The sequence below is a fragment of the Microcoleus sp. K1-B1 genome (assembly GCF_036704705.1).
GTDB lineage: Bacteria > Cyanobacteriota > Cyanobacteriia > Cyanobacteriales > Microcoleaceae > Microcoleus.
Genome location: NZ_JAUBSH010000023.1, coordinates 28,896 through 45,297 on the forward strand (window position 1 = coordinate 28,896; position 16,402 = coordinate 45,297).

At 47.2% G+C, this 16,402-nt stretch carries 15 protein-coding genes; 5 read left to right on the plus strand and 10 right to left on the minus strand.

All coding sequences use genetic code 11. From position 1 onward, the window contains the following. Positions 1 to 108: 108 nt before the first annotated feature. The 3 genes from QUA83_RS11240 to QUA83_RS11250 all read left to right on the plus strand — a co-directional run bounded on the left by QUA83_RS11240 (position 109) and on the right by QUA83_RS11250 (position 3,914). On the plus strand, positions 109 to 1,470 hold the full coding sequence (locus QUA83_RS11240; protein WP_333293250.1) for a histidine phosphatase family protein: 1,362 nt from the start codon (positions 109 to 111) through the stop codon (positions 1,468 to 1,470). A 250-nt stretch (positions 1,471 to 1,720) separates the two neighbouring features. Then, a complete protein-coding gene (locus QUA83_RS11245) occupies positions 1,721 to 3,034 on the plus strand; it encodes a dihydroorotase (protein WP_333293251.1) in 1,314 nt (437 codons plus the stop codon). A 124-nt stretch (positions 3,035 to 3,158) separates the two neighbouring features. Further along, the gene (locus QUA83_RS11250) at positions 3,159 to 3,914 is read left to right on the plus strand and encodes a 4'-phosphopantetheinyl transferase superfamily protein (protein ID WP_333293252.1); all 756 of its coding nucleotides are present in this window, start codon (positions 3,159 to 3,161) and stop codon (positions 3,912 to 3,914) included. 371 nt (positions 3,915 to 4,285) lie between these two features. On the opposite strand, the gene QUA83_RS11255 is transcribed toward QUA83_RS11250, so the two are convergent. After that, on the minus strand, positions 4,286 to 5,026 hold the full coding sequence (locus QUA83_RS11255; protein WP_333293253.1) for a response regulator transcription factor: 741 nt from the start codon (positions 5,024 to 5,026) through the stop codon (positions 4,286 to 4,288). Positions 5,027 to 5,136: 110 nt separating this feature from the next. Continuing rightward, on the minus strand, positions 5,137 to 5,295 hold the full coding sequence (locus QUA83_RS11260) for a hypothetical protein (RefSeq protein ID WP_333252955.1): 159 nt from the start codon (positions 5,293 to 5,295) through the stop codon (positions 5,137 to 5,139). 265 nt (positions 5,296 to 5,560) lie between these two features. Between QUA83_RS11260 and QUA83_RS11265 the strand changes: the two genes are divergently transcribed. After that, positions 5,561 to 6,307: a creatininase family protein gene (locus QUA83_RS11265; RefSeq protein WP_333293254.1), complete on the plus strand. Its 747-nt coding sequence runs from the start codon at positions 5,561 to 5,563 to the stop codon at positions 6,305 to 6,307. A gap of 325 nt (positions 6,308 to 6,632) precedes the next feature. On the opposite strand, the gene ndk is transcribed toward QUA83_RS11265, so the two are convergent. Further along, positions 6,633 to 7,082 carry a nucleoside-diphosphate kinase gene (gene ndk, locus QUA83_RS11270; protein ID WP_333293256.1) on the minus strand — a complete coding sequence of 150 codons (450 nt, stop codon included), beginning with the start codon at positions 7,080 to 7,082 and terminating at the stop codon, positions 6,633 to 6,635. 773 nt (positions 7,083 to 7,855) lie between these two features. On the opposite strand from ndk, the gene QUA83_RS11275 reads away from it, so the two are divergent. Further along, positions 7,856 to 8,614, plus strand: coding sequence for a hypothetical protein (locus QUA83_RS11275; RefSeq protein ID WP_333293257.1), 759 nt, complete (start codon positions 7,856 to 7,858; stop codon positions 8,612 to 8,614). Position 8,615: 1 nt separating this feature from the next. On the opposite strand, the gene proB is transcribed toward QUA83_RS11275, so the two are convergent. The 7 genes from proB to QUA83_RS11310 all read right to left on the minus strand — a co-directional run bounded on the left by proB (position 8,616) and on the right by QUA83_RS11310 (position 16,261). Continuing rightward, positions 8,616 to 9,725, minus strand: coding sequence for a glutamate 5-kinase (gene proB, locus QUA83_RS11280; RefSeq protein WP_333293290.1), 1,110 nt, complete (start codon positions 9,723 to 9,725; stop codon positions 8,616 to 8,618). Between the two features lie 173 nt (positions 9,726 to 9,898). Next, a complete protein-coding gene (locus QUA83_RS11285) occupies positions 9,899 to 10,420 on the minus strand; it encodes a YqeG family HAD IIIA-type phosphatase (RefSeq protein ID WP_333293258.1) in 522 nt (173 codons plus the stop codon). 149 nt (positions 10,421 to 10,569) lie between these two features. Continuing rightward, complete coding sequence (gene mltG, locus QUA83_RS11290; RefSeq protein ID WP_333293259.1) at positions 10,570 to 11,694, minus strand: endolytic transglycosylase MltG; 1,125 nt, start codon at positions 11,692 to 11,694, stop codon at positions 10,570 to 10,572. A gap of 247 nt (positions 11,695 to 11,941) precedes the next feature. Further along, entirely contained in the window at positions 11,942 to 12,520 is a 579-nt protein-coding gene (locus tag QUA83_RS11295) for a DUF3727 domain-containing protein (RefSeq protein ID WP_333293260.1), read from the minus strand. Positions 12,521 to 12,833: 313 nt separating this feature from the next. Next, positions 12,834 to 13,292 (minus strand): Holliday junction resolvase RuvX, encoded by a 459-nt coding sequence (gene ruvX, locus QUA83_RS11300; protein ID WP_333293261.1) that lies wholly within the window; start codon positions 13,290 to 13,292, stop codon positions 12,834 to 12,836. Positions 13,293 to 13,562: 270 nt separating this feature from the next. Further along, a complete protein-coding gene (locus tag QUA83_RS11305) occupies positions 13,563 to 14,888 on the minus strand; it encodes a GNAT family N-acetyltransferase (protein WP_333293262.1) in 1,326 nt (441 codons plus the stop codon). A 191-nt stretch (positions 14,889 to 15,079) separates the two neighbouring features. After that, complete coding sequence (locus tag QUA83_RS11310) at positions 15,080 to 16,261, minus strand: F420-0:Gamma-glutamyl ligase (protein WP_333293263.1); 1,182 nt, start codon at positions 16,259 to 16,261, stop codon at positions 15,080 to 15,082. Positions 16,262 to 16,402: the final 141 nt, after the last annotated feature.

Below are 16,402 nucleotides of genomic sequence, written 5' to 3' on the forward strand. Positions count from 1 at the left end.
ACATTTATCAGGGGTTTCAGGCTTAAGTTGATACCAATGGGTGCACCGCGCCCCCGAAGCGCGGTAACAGGCTAAATCTAAAATCTAAAATCTAAAATCTAAAATCGAATGACTCGCATTATCTTAGTCCGTCACGGCAAAAGCACCTACAATCAAGAACGCCGCATCCAAGGCCGCCTCGATAAATCAATTTTGACAGAAGCAGGCCGCAGCGCCGCCCTGCAAGTAGGCGACACACTCAGCAGTATCGCCTTTGATGCCGCCTATACCAGTCCCTTGCAACGAGCCAAAGAAACAGCAGAAATCATCCTGTCGCGCTTGACAAATCCGCCACAACTCCACCCAACTGATAATTTGATGGAAATCGATTTGCCTCTGTGGGAAGGAATGCTGCGCCAAGATGCGATCGACAAATTCCCCGAAGCATATCAGCAGTGGCAAAGACAGCCCGACAAATTTTCCATGAAACTGCCATCTGCTGACGGAGAAATTGAACACTTTCCCGTATTGGCAATTTTTGCTAACGCCCGTCATTTTTGGCAAGAACTTTTATCGCGCCACCAGAGCGGCACAATTCTAGTAATAGGTCATAACGGAATCAACCGCGCTCTCATAGCTACAGCGTCAGAAATTAACCCGAATTACTACCAATCTATTCAGCAGTCAAATTGCGGCATTAGCGTCCTTAATTTTGGATATTCCCCTGTTACCACCGACGAGCCAGGAGAGCCAAAAAAGAAAGTTCCAGTTCAATTAGAATCCCTGAATTTAACTTCCCATACCGGGGAAATTTTTCCCAAACCGAGGGACGGACACCAAGGCCCGCGCTTGTTACTGGTGCGTCACGGCGAAACCGACTGGAATAAAGCCGGTAAATTTCAGGGACAAATTGACGTGCCTCTCAACGATAACGGTCGCGAACAATCCCGGCGGGCAGCAGAATTTCTCAAGGATGTAAAATTAGACTTTGCGATCAGTAGTTCCATGCTGCGCCCGAAAGAAACTGCGGAAATTATTCTCAAATATCACGGCGGTTTGCAACTGGAACTCCGCGATGAGCTAAGAGAAATCAGCCACGGACTTTGGGAAGGAAAGTTTGAATCAGAAATCGAACAATCCTATCCGGGTTTGTTACACGAATGGAAAACATCTCCTGAAACAGTCCAAATGCCCGAAGGAGAGAATTTGCAGCAAGTTTGGCAAAGGGCGATCGCATCTTGGCAAGAAATCGTACAATCTGTTTCTGGTACTGGAATTGTCGTTGCTCACGATGCCATTAACAAAGCAATTCTCTGCCACCTATTCGGTTTGGAACCCGAACATTTCTGGAAATTCAAACAAGGAAACGGAGCCGTTAGCGTGATTGATTATCCCCACGGCCCCGATGGTTTGCCAGTATTACAAGCGATGAATGTCACAACTCATTTGAGCGGCGGCGTTTTTGACAAAACAGCAGCCGGAGCACTGTAATTAGTAAAGTGCTGAGCGCGAACCCGTAGCGGAAGGAACGCCCACCGCTACGGGTTCGCGCCTGAAAAATGTTTGAATTTTGATAACAACCGCGCCCGACGCTTAGGAAGTTCTTAATTCCTGAAACTAATGCCGTGGATTGCTTCTTCCATCTTCCTTCTTCCTTCGTGTCCTTCGCGTCTTCGCGGTTCCTTCTTCCATCTTCCTTCTTCCATCTTCCTTCTTCCATCTTCCTTCTTCCTTCTGTTATATGAGCCGCGAACTGCTACAAAATGTACGAGTGCTAGATCCAGTTTCAGGGAGCGATCGCATCGCTGATATTCTGATTGCTGAAGGTAATATCAAAGCAGTTGAGGAAAAAATTGCTGAGTTTCCCGCTGACACAGAAGTGCGGGATTGCCAGGGACTGATTTTGGGGCCGGGGTTAACTGATATCTACAGCCACAGCGGAGAACCGGGTTTTGAGGATCGGGAAACCCTGGAATCTTTGATGCAGGCTGCGGCGGCTGGCGGTTTTACGCGGCTGGCGATTTTGCCGGATACCTCGCCACCTGTTGACAATTTGGCCGGTTTAGCTTTGTTGCAGCAACATATCCGCAATTTGTCGCCCGGGCTGCCCCGCTTGTATTTTTGGGGAGCGCTGACAGCGGGCGTTAAAGGGCAGCAGATGGCCGAGTTGGGCGAGCTGGCCTCCTGTGCAGTGGTGGGTTTTGCGGACGGTTCGCCGCTGTCTAATCCGGCTCTGGTGAGGCGTTTGCTGGAGTATATCAAGCCTTTGGGTAAGTCTGTTGCTTTGTGGCCGTGCGATCGAACTTTGGCAGGAAAGGGCGCGGCGCGGGAGGGTGCGGTGTCGGTGCGGTTGGGTTTACCAGGAATTCCGGCGAGTGCGGAAACTTCGGCTTTGGCGGCAATCCTGGAGTTGGTGGCATCTGCGGGCACTCCGGTACACATTATGCGCGTTTCTACAGCGCGCAGCGTGGAATTGATTCGAGATGCGAAGGCGCGGGGTTTGCCGGTGACTGCGAGTGTGACTTGGATGCACTTGCTGTTGAATGTCGCGGCTATTTCAGGAGACTCTAAAGCTTCGGGCGGAAAAAATGCTCTGACTGCTTCGTTGCCCTACGATCCGAATTTACGCCTAGAAGCGCCGTTGGGCAATCTCAGCGACCAATTAGCGCTGATTCAAGCTGTGAAAGATGGCGTAATTGATGCGATCGCGATCGACCACAACCCACATACTTATGAGGAGAAAACTGTGGCTTTTGCTGATAGTCCGCCCGGAGCGATCGGCTTGGAATTAGCTTTGCCTTTGCTATGGCACGGACTGGTAGAAACTGGCGATTTTTCGGCTTTGGAACTGTGGCGAGTTTTGAGTACCCGGCCGGCTGTTTGTCTCGGACAAACCCCCGCCACGGTGGCACCGGGAGTCTCTGCTGAGCTGATTCTGTTCGACCCGAAAATGAGTTGGACTGTTGACGGGCTAAGTCTGAAGTCGCGATCGGCAAATACGCCTTGGTTAGGACAGCAATTAGCGGGAAAAGTTGTACAAACCTGGATTTATTGACCCTTGGGATTGGGAGCGTTTAACGAACCGCGAAGTCGCGAAGGGCGCGAAGGAAGAGAAAGAAGATCAAGAAGAAGATAGGTAATTTGGTACGTGGAAGCTTTGGATAAAGCCGGGTAAATATATGATTGCTGTTGTTCCTTCGTGGAAGTCCCCACCGCAAAACCTGACATGGGATCTGGGCGAAATTCATGTTTGGCGCGTCTCTCTGGCTCAAACAGAATCTTGCTTGCAGAGTTTACAACAGACTCTCTCTAGAGACGAGCGGACAAAAGCCGAGGGTTTTCACTTTCCCAAAGGTCGATCGCAATTTATTGTGAGTCGTGGCGCGCTGAGAGCGATTCTGAGTCGCTATCTTAACATAAATCCTCACCTTTTGCGCTTTGACTACAATCCCTACGGCAAACCCTCTCTCATCGCTGCCCAAGGTGGAAATACCCTGCGTTTCAATTTGTCTCACTCAGGGAACATGGCTCTAATTGCGATTACCAAAGATCGAGATATTGGTGTCGATATAGAAAGCATAAATCCCAACTTTCCTTGCCTGGAAATTGCTGAAAAGTTTTTTTCATCCTTAGAAAATTCTGTGTTGCTTTCGCTCCCCGAACATCTCCAACCCAGAGCTTTTTTCACCTGCTGGACTCGCAAAGAAGCATACATTAAAGCAGTCGGCAAAGGACTTTCTATTCCTCTGAATCAGTTTGATGTCACCCTCGCACCCGGAGAACCGGCCGCGCTGTTAAATGTTGAAGAAAACCCCGAAGAAGCATCGAGATGGTCTTTAATTGAATTAATTCCCAGTTCAGATATGGTGGCGGCTGTTGCGGTTCCAGGAGATTGCTCTAAACTTCATTGTTGGCAGTGGACGGGGGAGTTTTGATTTATACTGAGATGTTGCAGCATTCTCAATAAGCTTTTTATGAACAGGCAAGATGCCTGTTCCACAAGAAAATTCACTCTTTGTGGAACAGGCATCTTGCCTGTTGCTGACGCAAGATGCCTGTTCCACAAGAAAATTCACTCTTTGTGGAACAGGCATCTTGCCTGTTCTTGAAAATGGTGCAATATGTGAGTTTATACCGATCGCGAGCGAGTAAAAGAGAACGGCAACAGTCGCTGGAATACCTCTACTGGTTGTACCTCCAAGCTATTGTATTGCACACCCTCCATAGACAAATAAGGACACAACATTTTTGTGTCCTTATTTGTCTATTCGACTGCAATTTGCCACCCTACAACTGATTTAAAAATTTAACCAAATCGATACCCAAACCCGCGTACCGTAATGATATATTCCGGTTGGGCCGGATCTATTTCCAACTTTTCGCGCAGCCAGCGGATGTGAACGTCAACTGTTTTGCTGTCTCCGATAAAATCTTGGCCCCAAATTTTTTCCAGCAACTGATCACGAGACCAAACTCGCCGGGGATAACTCATAAATAGTTCTAGTAAGCGAAACTGTTTAGGAGAAAATTTCACTTCCAGACCACGAACCAACACGCGGCACTCTTCAGGATACAGAGTTATGCTCTTATATTGCAGCATCATCGGTTGTCGCAACTGACCGAGGCGCTGGCGCCGCATCAGCGCCCGACAGCGAGCGATAAACTCCCGCATCCCAAAAGGCTTGGTCAGATAATCATCCGATCCGGCTTCGAGGTAAAAAGCGCAATTGTTGGCACTTCCTCTAGCACCGATAATCAAAATAGGGACGGGATTTCCTTGATGCCGTAACATTCGACACAGATCCAAACCGTTAATTGAATCCATAATTAACAGGTTGAAGGCAAATTCACCGTGGTATGACGAAGAAGCCTGTACAGAAGGCAGAGCGTTGCGCCCGTCGCTAGTAACCACCACCTCATAGCCCTGTTCTTTAAGGGCTAAAGCTAGCATTTCCCGCAACAGATCTTCACCTTCCAATAACAAGATACGGCCGGCTTGTCCAACAGCCAACCTTGAAGGACTTTCGCTTAATTCAGCAGAAGACATAAATATCAGTGGGAGTGATGTTTGTATGTGGCTAGCGCGAGGTACCTTCTTCAGTAGCTGAGGTACTCTCGCGCTGCGATCGCTTGTACGATCGCCATTTGTTTGATCGCTTAGAATCTTTCGCCAGCCCATCCCACAGACACGCGCTCGACTTTTGCTACTTGCTCGTGTAAGGAATACAGCCGTAGAGCAGTTGCCGGAACCGCGCTGTCTGCCTGCGTCCAGGCCACAGAAGTCTGGTCATTTTTCGGGGTCGGTGTTAATTTCATAAAACATTGCCCGCTGTTAATTGACCACGTAACACCCAATCTAGAGGGATATGCTTGTTATACTACTCTTAAAAGGTTATTAAAAGGTAAAGTTTTGGCCATCAAGTGGTTAAATTATTAACGTTAAGTAATATAACGGTAAAGTTGCGATCGCACTTTAAGAGCTTTTTTTAAGAATACAATAATAAGTTGCTCCAAATTCCTTATTCTTCCCGTGCCGGCTACGATCGACCATAGCAAGTAAAAATTCTGTAGACTGCCTATCATGTTGCTGCATTTGAGTACCTGGCCCGAGGTAGAAGCTTATCTCGAAAGCTCGCGAGGCATAATTATCCCGATCGGCTCTACCGAACAGCACGGGCCCACCGGCTTGATCGGAACTGACGCCATTGCTGCCCAGGCGATCGCCCGCGGTGTCGGCGAAGCTGCCAATGCCTTAATCGGCCCGACAATTAATGTAGGGATGGCTTTGCACCACACCAGTTTTCCCGGCACAATCAGCCTCCGACCGCAGACGCTGATACTCGTAATCAGGGACTATATCACATCTTTGGCAAAAGCGGGATTTGAGAAATATTTCTTCATTAACGGTCATGGCGGCAACATTGCCACCATGAAAGCAGCATTTTCCGAGACATACGCCCATTTGTCGGACTTGAATTTACCGAATGCCGAAAGAATCCAGTGTCAAATCGGCAACTGGTTTATGTGCGGTTCAGTCTACAAACTAGCAAAAGAATTATATGGAAACCAAGAAGGTTCCCACGCCACCCCCAGCGAAATCGCCTTAACCCAGTACCTTTATCCAGAAGCAATCAAGCAAGCTCCGCTTTCGGAAGAAGTCGCTTCCGGGCACAAAATTTTCGGTGCTGCTGACTTCCGCCGCCGATTTCCCGACGGGAGAATGGGTTCAAATCCGGGCTTAGCAACCCCGGAACAAGGTCAGCAGTTTTACGAATTAGCAGTCAAAGAATTGACTAATAATTATTTGGAGTTTTTAAGTTCCGATTAACGTTTTTTCTTCTCGTTACCAAGAAACTCCTGGTAACGAGTAAAAATCTCAAACTCTTCTATATTTTACGCTTATGAGTGAGTCAGCGACATGATATTTAATATCAATTTCGCCAGCACCGGGATGATATCAAACCCGCGCTTCATCGTCGGGCGTAAAGTCGAATCAAGCTCGCAACAAATAATTCGCGCAATTTTCACTTTTTTGACTCGCAGTTAACAGTCAACAGTCAACAGTCAACAATCACGGACGGTGCAACCGGAATCGATATCATCTTTCTAAGAAAGGCTATATCTCCCGATTAACTATCGGGAGAATATCAAAACTATTCCACAATCCAAGGAGTTAAACAAGGTGTCCAAGCACTCAATTCTTCTTCCTTGAACCAAAGGCTAATTTCCGCACGGGCAGTCTCGACAGCATCAGAACCGTGAATCAGATTACGGCCGACATTCACGGCAAAATCTCCCCGAATTGTCGCCGGTTCTGCATTCAGAGGATTTGTTGCGCCAATGATTTTTCTCGCCGATGCCACAACCCCGTCGCCTTCCCAAACCATCGCCACTACAGGGCCTGAAGTGATAAAGTTTACCAATCCAGCAAAGAATGGTTTTTCTTTGTGAACATCATAATGTTGTTCCGCTAGTTCGCGACTCGCCGTCATTAGCTTCATACCAACTAGCTTAAAGCCCTTGGCTTCAAAACGACCGATAATTTCGCCGATGAGTCCGCGCTGTACGCCGTCGGGCTTAATCGCTAAAAAAGTCCGTTCCAAGATTAACTCCTATAATTGTGTTAACTGATCCAAAAGATAGAGTAACTCAGAACGCACCTAAAGGCAATTCTGAGAATGAGAAATTGTTATTTTGAGGCTGATGGCTGCAGGAAGAAGGAAGAAGGAATAACAAGAGGGAAGAGGAAAGAGGGAAGAAGCAATAAAACCAAGGGTTAAAGAAAACGGGTTTCTACGATAAATTTTTGTTTAGCAGCGATGAATCTCCGAAGAAACCCGGTTTCGAGACTCCTATGCGTGTAGGACTGATTTGCAGGCAGCATCCCGATTTGGTAAAAAGCATTTTTTAGCAGTGCCAGCAGAATGAGCACTTGCCTATATAAGTTAATCAGCCTTTAAATTATCTGTCAATAAATAATCAAATTTTTGTGGGGTGGCTTTGAGCAACGCCCGAAATATGCAATTTAAACGTAGAAAAGTTTATCTCTAGCGAACAAGATGATCGAACTTCGGGCATAATATGATACAAGTCAATCGATTTTAGATTTTACATTTTAGCATTGAAGCATTGACCCCACGGATAAATTCGGGGGCTGGCTTATCGGATACAGGTTTTTTATTTTTCCAGGGATGAATCCGGGGGCTTGTATCATGTATGCTTTCGGTCACAATTTGCTGTGACTGCAAACACTCTTACCTATGATCTCAAATACAAATATGTATGATAATAAACACAATTATTTAGGCTCAAAAATATAGATAATTAACAGAGGTATGAAGATGATCTTGACAGCAACTATTCAGGCGAAAAAAGTATGAAAGCCATTGTAGCATTCATTGAACCCAAAAAGCAAGAGTTTGCCAAATTGCCATTGTTTGACTTTCTAGCCAATAAACAAATTCACGCGAATCAACGACTAATTTTTGCACCTGTACTCGCTCCTTTGGCTGTGGGATTGAGCGATTTAAATAAATATGTATTGCGAGAATCTTCTAGTAATAGCCAAGTTCAGGAACTAATTAATAAATATACTTATAAAAAAAACTATTACTGGCACGACTATCTAGAATACCTAGAGGAGCTGGGCTTAAACCAATTAATGAGTTACGGCGATTTCAGGCTGCTGTGGGGTGAAGAAACTAAAAAAACTCGATCGCTATGTTCAGTGCTGGAACGCTACGCTTGGAAAGCTTCTCCCATTCAAAAACTGGTGTTAGTGGAAGTCCTCGAAGGAACGGCAAAAGTTTTTTTTGAGGCGGCGCTTGCAGTGGTAATGGAATTACAGCAAATTACCCAAAAAGAATATGTTGATTTTGGAGGAGGTTATGGGGGTTTAGAAAATTATTACCTTTTAAACACGCCAGAGATGTTGGAAGTTTTAGCAGAGATTAAACTTACGAATGCGGAATGCCAAGCAGCTTTAGAATTAGCACAAAATGTATTTGAACTGTTTACAGAAGCGATGAACGAGCTGTTCCGACACAGCCAAACAAATTCTTGCAAGACTGTGCTGCAAATATCCTCAATTTCTGCCTTTGCTCATTGCCCGATCGACTGTCTCGATATTTATTAGTTTAAACAATTACTAAATTATCTCGGTGTACCGCCGTTTCTACGCCTGCATAGCCTAAAATCTCGGCAATTTTCTCTGATTTGCAGCCCTGGATTTGTCTCAATTCTAAACTGCTATAATTCACAAGTCCTCTAGCAATTTGCTTACCGGCTGCATCGCACAACTGCACGGAATCATCAGCTTGAAATTCTCCTTCTACTTGAGCAATACCCGCAGCTAAAAGCGATTTTCCGCCGTGGGAAATTGCCTTGACAGCACCCGCATCTAAATATAGTTTCCCTGCCGGAATTAGCACGTTAGCTATCCAGTGTTTGCGAGCGTTTACAGGGCGCGGTTGAGGCTCGAATTGAGTACCGATCGACTCTCCGTTAAGTATTTTCTCGATATTACCAGGAAAGCAGCCGTCAGTGATGACAGTCCGTACTCCCGATGCAGTTGCTATTCTGGCTGCTTCAATTTTTGTCACCATTCCACCGGTTCCCCAACCGCTGCGGGAATCTCCTGTTTGCACCTGAAATTCTGTGAGCTGTGCCATACTTTGGACTAGGACGATCGGCTGCGCGTCGGGATTGCTGCGCGGATCGGCGGAATACAGCCGATCGACATCTGTGAGCACAAACAACCAATCTGCTTCTACCAAACTCGCTACTAGCGCCGAAAGCGTATCGTTATCGCCAAATTTGAGTTCGTCTACCGCTACTGTATCGTTTTCATTGACGATCGGAATCACGCCCAACCTCAGCAGTTGCCCAAAAGTATTGCAAGCGTTAACATAACCGTTACGCTGCACTAAATCGCCTCTAGTGAGCAATACTTGAGCGATCGGCTGTTGCAGAGTAGTAAACAAGTCATCGTACACCCGCATCAGTCGCCCTTGGCCCACAGCCGCCACAGCCTGTTTCATAGCAATGTTTCGCGGGCGTTCCGTCAAACCCAAGCGCGCGCAGCCAACCCCAACTGCACCCGAAGAAACCAAAACTACTCGATGACCTTGCTGCCGCAAATCAGCTAAAATTTCGACCAATGCAGCAATAGTTGAAAGAGCTAAGTTTCCTGTAGTCGATCGAGTCAGAGTCGAAGTTCCAATTTTAACAACAATAGTTTTAGTCATTGGTTTGTTGACTGTTGACTGTTGACTGTTGACTGTTGACTGTTGACTGTTGTCTGTTGACTGTTGACTGTTGACTGTTGACTGTTGTCTGTTGTCTGTTGCCATTAGTTACCAATTCCCAATTCCTAATTACTAATTCCCCATGCCCCATGCCCCATGCCCCATGCCCATTTTTAATCTTTAATTTTCAGAGAAGCCCCCAAAGCTTGAGAAACCCAAACTTCAAAAGAGCGCACCGGATACTTGCGAAGCGCATACCCAGCATCAACCATTGGTTCCACTAAAATAGTGAACATACCCAAACGATTGCCTGCCAAAACATCAGTAAAAAGTCGATCGCCCACCATCGCCACCTGTTCCACCGGCAAATTCATCGCCGTCACTGCTGTTCGCAACTTGCGACGGGAAGGCTTAGCCGCACCCGTGATGTAAGGTAGATTCAAAGAATCAGCAATTCGACCGATCCGATTTTGACTTAAATTATTGCTCGCCAACCATAGCGATACCACCGGTTTAATTTCTTGTACCCACAAGCTGAGTTCAGGAGAAGCATTCATTGCCGTAATGGGAACGAGTGTTTCGTCCACATCCAACACTAATCCTTTAATCTGATGTTTCTCCAGAATATCAGCGGTTAACTTCATGACTGAATCGCCTAGAACTAAGTCAGGCTGTAGTAATTTACCCCAAGTCATAATGATTTTAGATTTTAGATTTTAGATTTTAGATTGAGAAATAAGAAATTGGGAGTTAAAGATTGAAAAAGTAAAAAATCAAAAGTGAATAATTATGGCTTTTCCTTTGTTACTTTTGACTTTTTACTTTTTTATTAGTCATTGCCAATCTATGGATTCGATCGCAACTGCTGGTCAACTTTAGCAATCGCAGCATCGTGTTCCGCCTGTGTGCGGCTAAAAATGTGAGTGCCGTCGTATCGAGCCATAAAATACAGGTATTCTGTCTTTTCCGGAGTCAGAGTCGCTTCCAGACTTGCGATTCCCGGAGATGCGATCGGAGTTGGGGGTAGTCCTGGATTTATATAAGTATTGTAAGGAGAAGGCGTTTCTACTTGCTTAAAAGTCAGAGGCTTTTCCTTAGTTTGCCTGATGCCGAGAGCGTATTCAACTGTCGGGTCAGAGCCCAACGTCATACCCTTATTCAGACGGTTGTTGAATACTCCAGAAATGCGGTTCCGCTCGGAAGCAACCACAGCCTCTTTTTCTACAATACTAGCCAGCGTCACCCACTCTTTCAAATCCAGCTTAGTATTCTTCTGATTTTTTTGATATATCGGCAAAGCCAACTGCTCGAAGCGACCGAGCATTTGCTTGATGACAGCTTCCGGGCTAATTGCATCGCCGTCTAGCTGATAAGTATCCGGGTACAAAAACCCTTCCAAGTGAGGCAATCCGCTCGGTAGCCAAGGGTACTGAGCGTAGGGAACTTGACTCGCCACCGCCATAAAATCCTTAGCCGGAAAAAAACCTTGCGCTTCAAAATAAGCGCTCATTTGTTGCAGCGACCACCCTTCTGGAATAGTGAAACTCTGCTGTGCGACTTCGCCCTTCCAAATTTTGTCAGCAACTGCACTCAGAGGCTGAGTCGGCGAAAGTTGGTAAGTTCCTGCTTTAAAACCTCCCTCGCGGTTTTGCAGAGTCAGCCAGCGGGCCCACATATTCCATGCCGAGCTCGATCGAATCAACCCCGCGGCCTCTAAATCCCGGCCGATTTTTTGACTGGGAGTACCCTCCGGGATTTGGATAGAAACAGCATCCTCCTCTGTCGTGGAAGTTGACGTTTCAGCTATTTTAGGCGGCGCCGAAGCCCAGCTCCACCAAGCCCAGCCCTGCCAAGCGCAAACTCCCCAGATGGCCGGCAGCAACGCCAGATAAAACAACCATTTAGAGACTTGCGGAGTACCTTTTCGGCTCTCGCGCGTGCTGCCTTTTGTCATTTGTTCTTTATTCATAGTCCGTTGTCCTGGATAAGCGGCGGTTAACTAGCGACTAATGACTGATGACCTGCGATTGATGACCGAAAAGTTACGAATACAAGCCCTGTAAAAGACCCAATTCACGCGGCCCAATTCAAAAGCCCGATCGCGAAGGTAGAAGCGGCCACCTCGAAAAAGTTCGATCGGGCGAGCAGTTTACTTTTTTATAAAATAGTAAAAAATTCTGCTTTTTGCCATCAGGCCTTTTGCCTGCAATTAATATCTAATCAAGCTCATCAAAGAACTGGTCTTCCAGCATAGGTAACATCGGTTCCAGCCTTTGGAACTCTTCTTCCGAAAGCAATTCTGGCTTGCCGTCATCATTCATTCTAGCCAAGATAAAGAACGGGTCTAGAGGCGTATAAATCGCATATTCCTGTTCTTCGTGGTAGAAACTGGTCAGCCACATCAGCTCCTCGAACTCCGACTCCTCATCTGGATCGACATCGGATGCCATATCCTCTTCGGGAAATTCGGGCAATTCGCCAACCACAGTCAGCGTCACCGCTGTGCGTCGGAGCGTCAAGTTCTGCTCTTGCAGGACAACTTTAGCTGTCTCAAAAATTTTGTCAATTTCGGTCTCGTCTTCTACAGGAATTGCTGCTTCGTCGGTATCGTCTCCCTGCCAGGTAAAAATTTCTACGGGTGAGTCAATCGGAAGCAGCAAAGCGTATTCTTGACCTTCTAGGTTCATAGAATATTCTATGTTGCAAGTCAGCGATCGCCCAACTTCATCCGTCAGGGTGACGGACTCTTCGTTGGAATTGCCATTCTCTTTTTTGCGGTATGGGGATGAGGACATCGCGTGTATCTTAGTTTTCCGTCAATAATTCAGTAACGTTGGCTTGACAATTGGGAATTTTCGTGGCGATATTCTGGCTAAGTGGGCGATCGCCAGTCCACAAGCTTAAACCGCGAGACTCGCGGCCTTTTCCACAGGCGAGGAGTGCAGCGTTTAAATCTCAGTCGAGTCAGCAAGCGACACTGAGGACAAATCACGATTTTGTGCTTCTTCACTACCGAGGGTACAGCAGAATTTTCTCCAGTTTGTCAAGGGTTACAGGTGTGCGTAGCAAACTTGCACAACCAGGATATCACGCCTCTGTTACAAGCTATCAAGGATTGGGAAGGGCGGAGATATTTTGCCTCCGCTCGTCTAGCCACTGCTGCAAAATCAGGGCCGCTGCTTTGCGATCGATCGCACCCTTATTTTGCGACACCGAAATCCCTGAAGCTTTCATCAATTCCTCTGCCTCAACCGAAGTCAGGCGCTCGTCCACGTATTCTAGGGGGAGCTCTAAAGCTGTGGCGATGCGATTCGCATATTTCTGCACCTGTCGGGCTTGAGCGCCCAATTCTCCGCTCAGGGAGTAGGGCAAGCCTGCAACCAAAATTTGCACTCTCCGCTCTCGCACGAGTTCTCGGAGATAAGCTACGTCTCGATCGAAGGACGATCGTACCAGTGTTGTAATGCCCGTAGCTATTAAACCGGTGCCGTCACACCCGGCGATGCCGACTCGTTTGAGGCCGATATCTAATCCCAGTGCTGAAATCCATAATTTATTGTTGGACATTATCAATCAAGCAATTTTAGATTTTAGATTTTAGATTTTAGATTTACTGTTTTTTGGCGGAAATAATTTTATTTTACGAACCGCGAAGACGCGAAGTGCGCGAAGGAAGTAGAGAAGAAAGTAAGAAGAAAATAGGTAATCTTAAGTTGATATCAATCAAAAGCAGAAGGGATATTTTGGGATTAGGGAAGAAAAAAGGAATTTTTTGGATAATTAATTCTATTTTTTTCTGCCTTCTACCTTTTACCTTCTGCTTTTAACTATTAAGTATTAACTTTTATCTTGGGAGCCTTCGTCTAGAGGCAACTCCGGCAATTTTAGAGGCAAAATGCTGCTGATATCTGTTGCCGATGATTCGGAATTTTGGAAGTTCAAGGGGTTAACTTGATTCGTTTGGCTGTTTCCTGAGTCAGCCAACAGCGGTTTAATCTCAGACGACGCGGGCCCTGCTGCTGCTTCCCCAGCCATCGGGCCGAGCCAGGACATCCGGCCTGGTACGGGTTTGCGAGTTGGCTGGAAGCTTTGCAGCATTTCTGATAGCTGGAGTCCTTCGAGAGAGACTAACTTGGACTCGCGCAATTTGTGCCACACCGATCGAGACATCAGCAAACTGTGTTCCACGCGCACTGCTCCAAATTGCTCTAAATAAGCTTCCCGTTCCGGCTGATAGTCAGCGGAAGCCAGTTGCAGGCTTTGAACCGGGAAATCTTGAACAAGGCGCGCCATCTGGGACAGCAGTTCTGGGTAAAGCCAAGTGTAGGCCGGGTGTACAGTCAACTGGGCGACGTGGGGTTGCTGGCCGTTGCGGGATAGCTGCACCTGAAAATAGCCGATCGCGGCTTTGCGCTGCGGTTCAAAGACGTAGCCGCTGACTACCTCGGTTTTGCCCAGCCACTGTCTGACACCTTCGACTAAAGCGCCGAAAAAACTGGTTTTGAAATCTTGAATGTGCCGATCGAATACTTGGCGCACCAGGGGCGGCATAGACGCGGTATCCAGTTGGTATAGCAACTGAGCGTCGGCGTTGCTGACGGGCAGCAGGTTGGGCAAATCTGGCGTCGAGGAAGCCATTTCTTGCAGGCGTTCTGGGGCGATCGTCCAGTAAGTCATCTGGGCCAAAGGCTGAAACCCGTTCTGCCTATACAAAGCCAAGGAAGTTTTGTCGCCGACATTCACTTCCAACAGCCACGTCCGCGCCTCCCAGACTGCCTCAAAGCAGTACCGCAGCAGCATGGAACCAATTCCTTTGCTGCGGGCTTCCGGGTCTACTCCTATGCGATCGATCCGCCAAGTGCTGCGGGTGCGGTTGAAAGGAGAAATCTGAATTATGCCCTTAACAGTCCCCTCTTCTTCGGCAACGTGGGCACGGAACAGGGACTGACAAGGGTTGGGAAACAAGCTAAAAATCTTTAGTAGTCCGTACCAGCGGCGAATCTGCTGCAACTTTCTACCTAGTACCACGTCGCAGCTTCCGCCCTTGCTGTTTTCTGGCTCTTCGGCTGTTTCCGCGCACAGTTGTTCCATCACCTCGATGTCGCGATACTGAAACGGGCGAATCACAACCTGGTTTTGGTTTTGGGAGGGAAATGAAGTCATAGCATAAAAGTGGAGAATGGAAATTTAAAAATAAAAATTCAGAAAGGGGAAGAGTTAGAGAAGTTTTGAGTTTTGAATGAGTAAATTTTGAGTTCAAAACTTATAACTTTTGATTCTTCTCCCTTTCTTGCTCGATCGAAAATTAAAAATTGCAAATCATCTTTGGGAATTTTTAATTTTCTGTTTTCAACTCAAGATTTTTGTGGCAGAGGTCGAATTACAACGACTGGTGTGCGCTCGTCAGCATTCCCGGCGGGGTTGCTTCGCAAGGCTTGCTCTAAGAATGTTACCGATAAATCGGAGGTCGCTGCTAATATCTTAACTGCTTTCAAGTCATTAGCGTCTACGATCGCCGCCGCAAGTCCGGTTTCTCGTTGAATTTCTTCTACAACTTGCTGGGGATTGTCCGGGCCTAGGACAATAAATTGGTCGAAGGGAGGCAAAGTCCCGGTAACGTCGTCAATCAGTCTGGCTTGTTCCCCTGCAAGTTGGTAAAAGACTCCCGGTTTACCGAATATTTTAGCCACAGCGCCGATCGCAAATGCTGCGACTACGCGCCAAGGGCCTACTACATCAACCAACGTCTGCATCCCGCAAGCCGTGGCCAAACTCGACATCGGCAAGAAAAACAAGCACACTCGCTTTGCCGCCCATCCTGGTTTGACTTCGCTGGGATGGCGATAGCGTCCCTGCATCAAAGCCAAGGGAGTCTCTGCGAGGGCGACAATATCGCCTTTCTGGGCGCGCGGCAGCACGTACCGCTTGACAATTTCGACGGGATTGTCCAATTCCGTCAGGATGTGGGTGCGAATCGGCAAAACTTCGGCAACTCCGACATTTCGGGCATTAGGTACTGTCTCCGAGTTGGGAAATTGCAGGGGAACTACTACGTTACGGACTTTGGGGATGCGGCCGCCCGGGCCGTAGGTGACGAAATGTACTTGCACCCAAGCCGACTGCAATTTGGTTAAATCTTGCCCTTGAATGTCTACAGAAACTTTAATTTTCGTGTTTTTTTGGGCTTTAACAATATAGCCGAACCAGTAATCGTCTGCTCTGGCTGCTGCGTCTTTGTGGCAAGGAATCACCTTTGTCTGGGAAGTAACGCCATCCAAACTTCCGTCTGACAGCAGTTTCACCTGTGCCCGCACTTCCGGCAACATAATCTCAAACCGCTGTGTCAGGTTGCGGAACTCCATTTCCCCGACTAAAAGATAGCGGTTGGGTTCCGAGATGGCTAAGTGCCATTCTCCGGCTGTTAGTTCTAATTTATTTGCACTTCCAGTCCGGCGATAGTTCAACTCTAGGCCCAATCCGCCCAATGCTAGCAGCGAACCGGCTGCTGCGATTCCTGTTGCTAAAGTCTCAATCACTCAAATCACCGCCAATAATATTTTGTGTTTACTGTAGTCGATATCGGGTACTTTGAGCGCTGATCCGGTAGTAATTGGATTGTGCTGAGTTTGTTGGGGGCGATCGAGCTTAGCCCAATTACACGTAAGTGCGATCGCCTC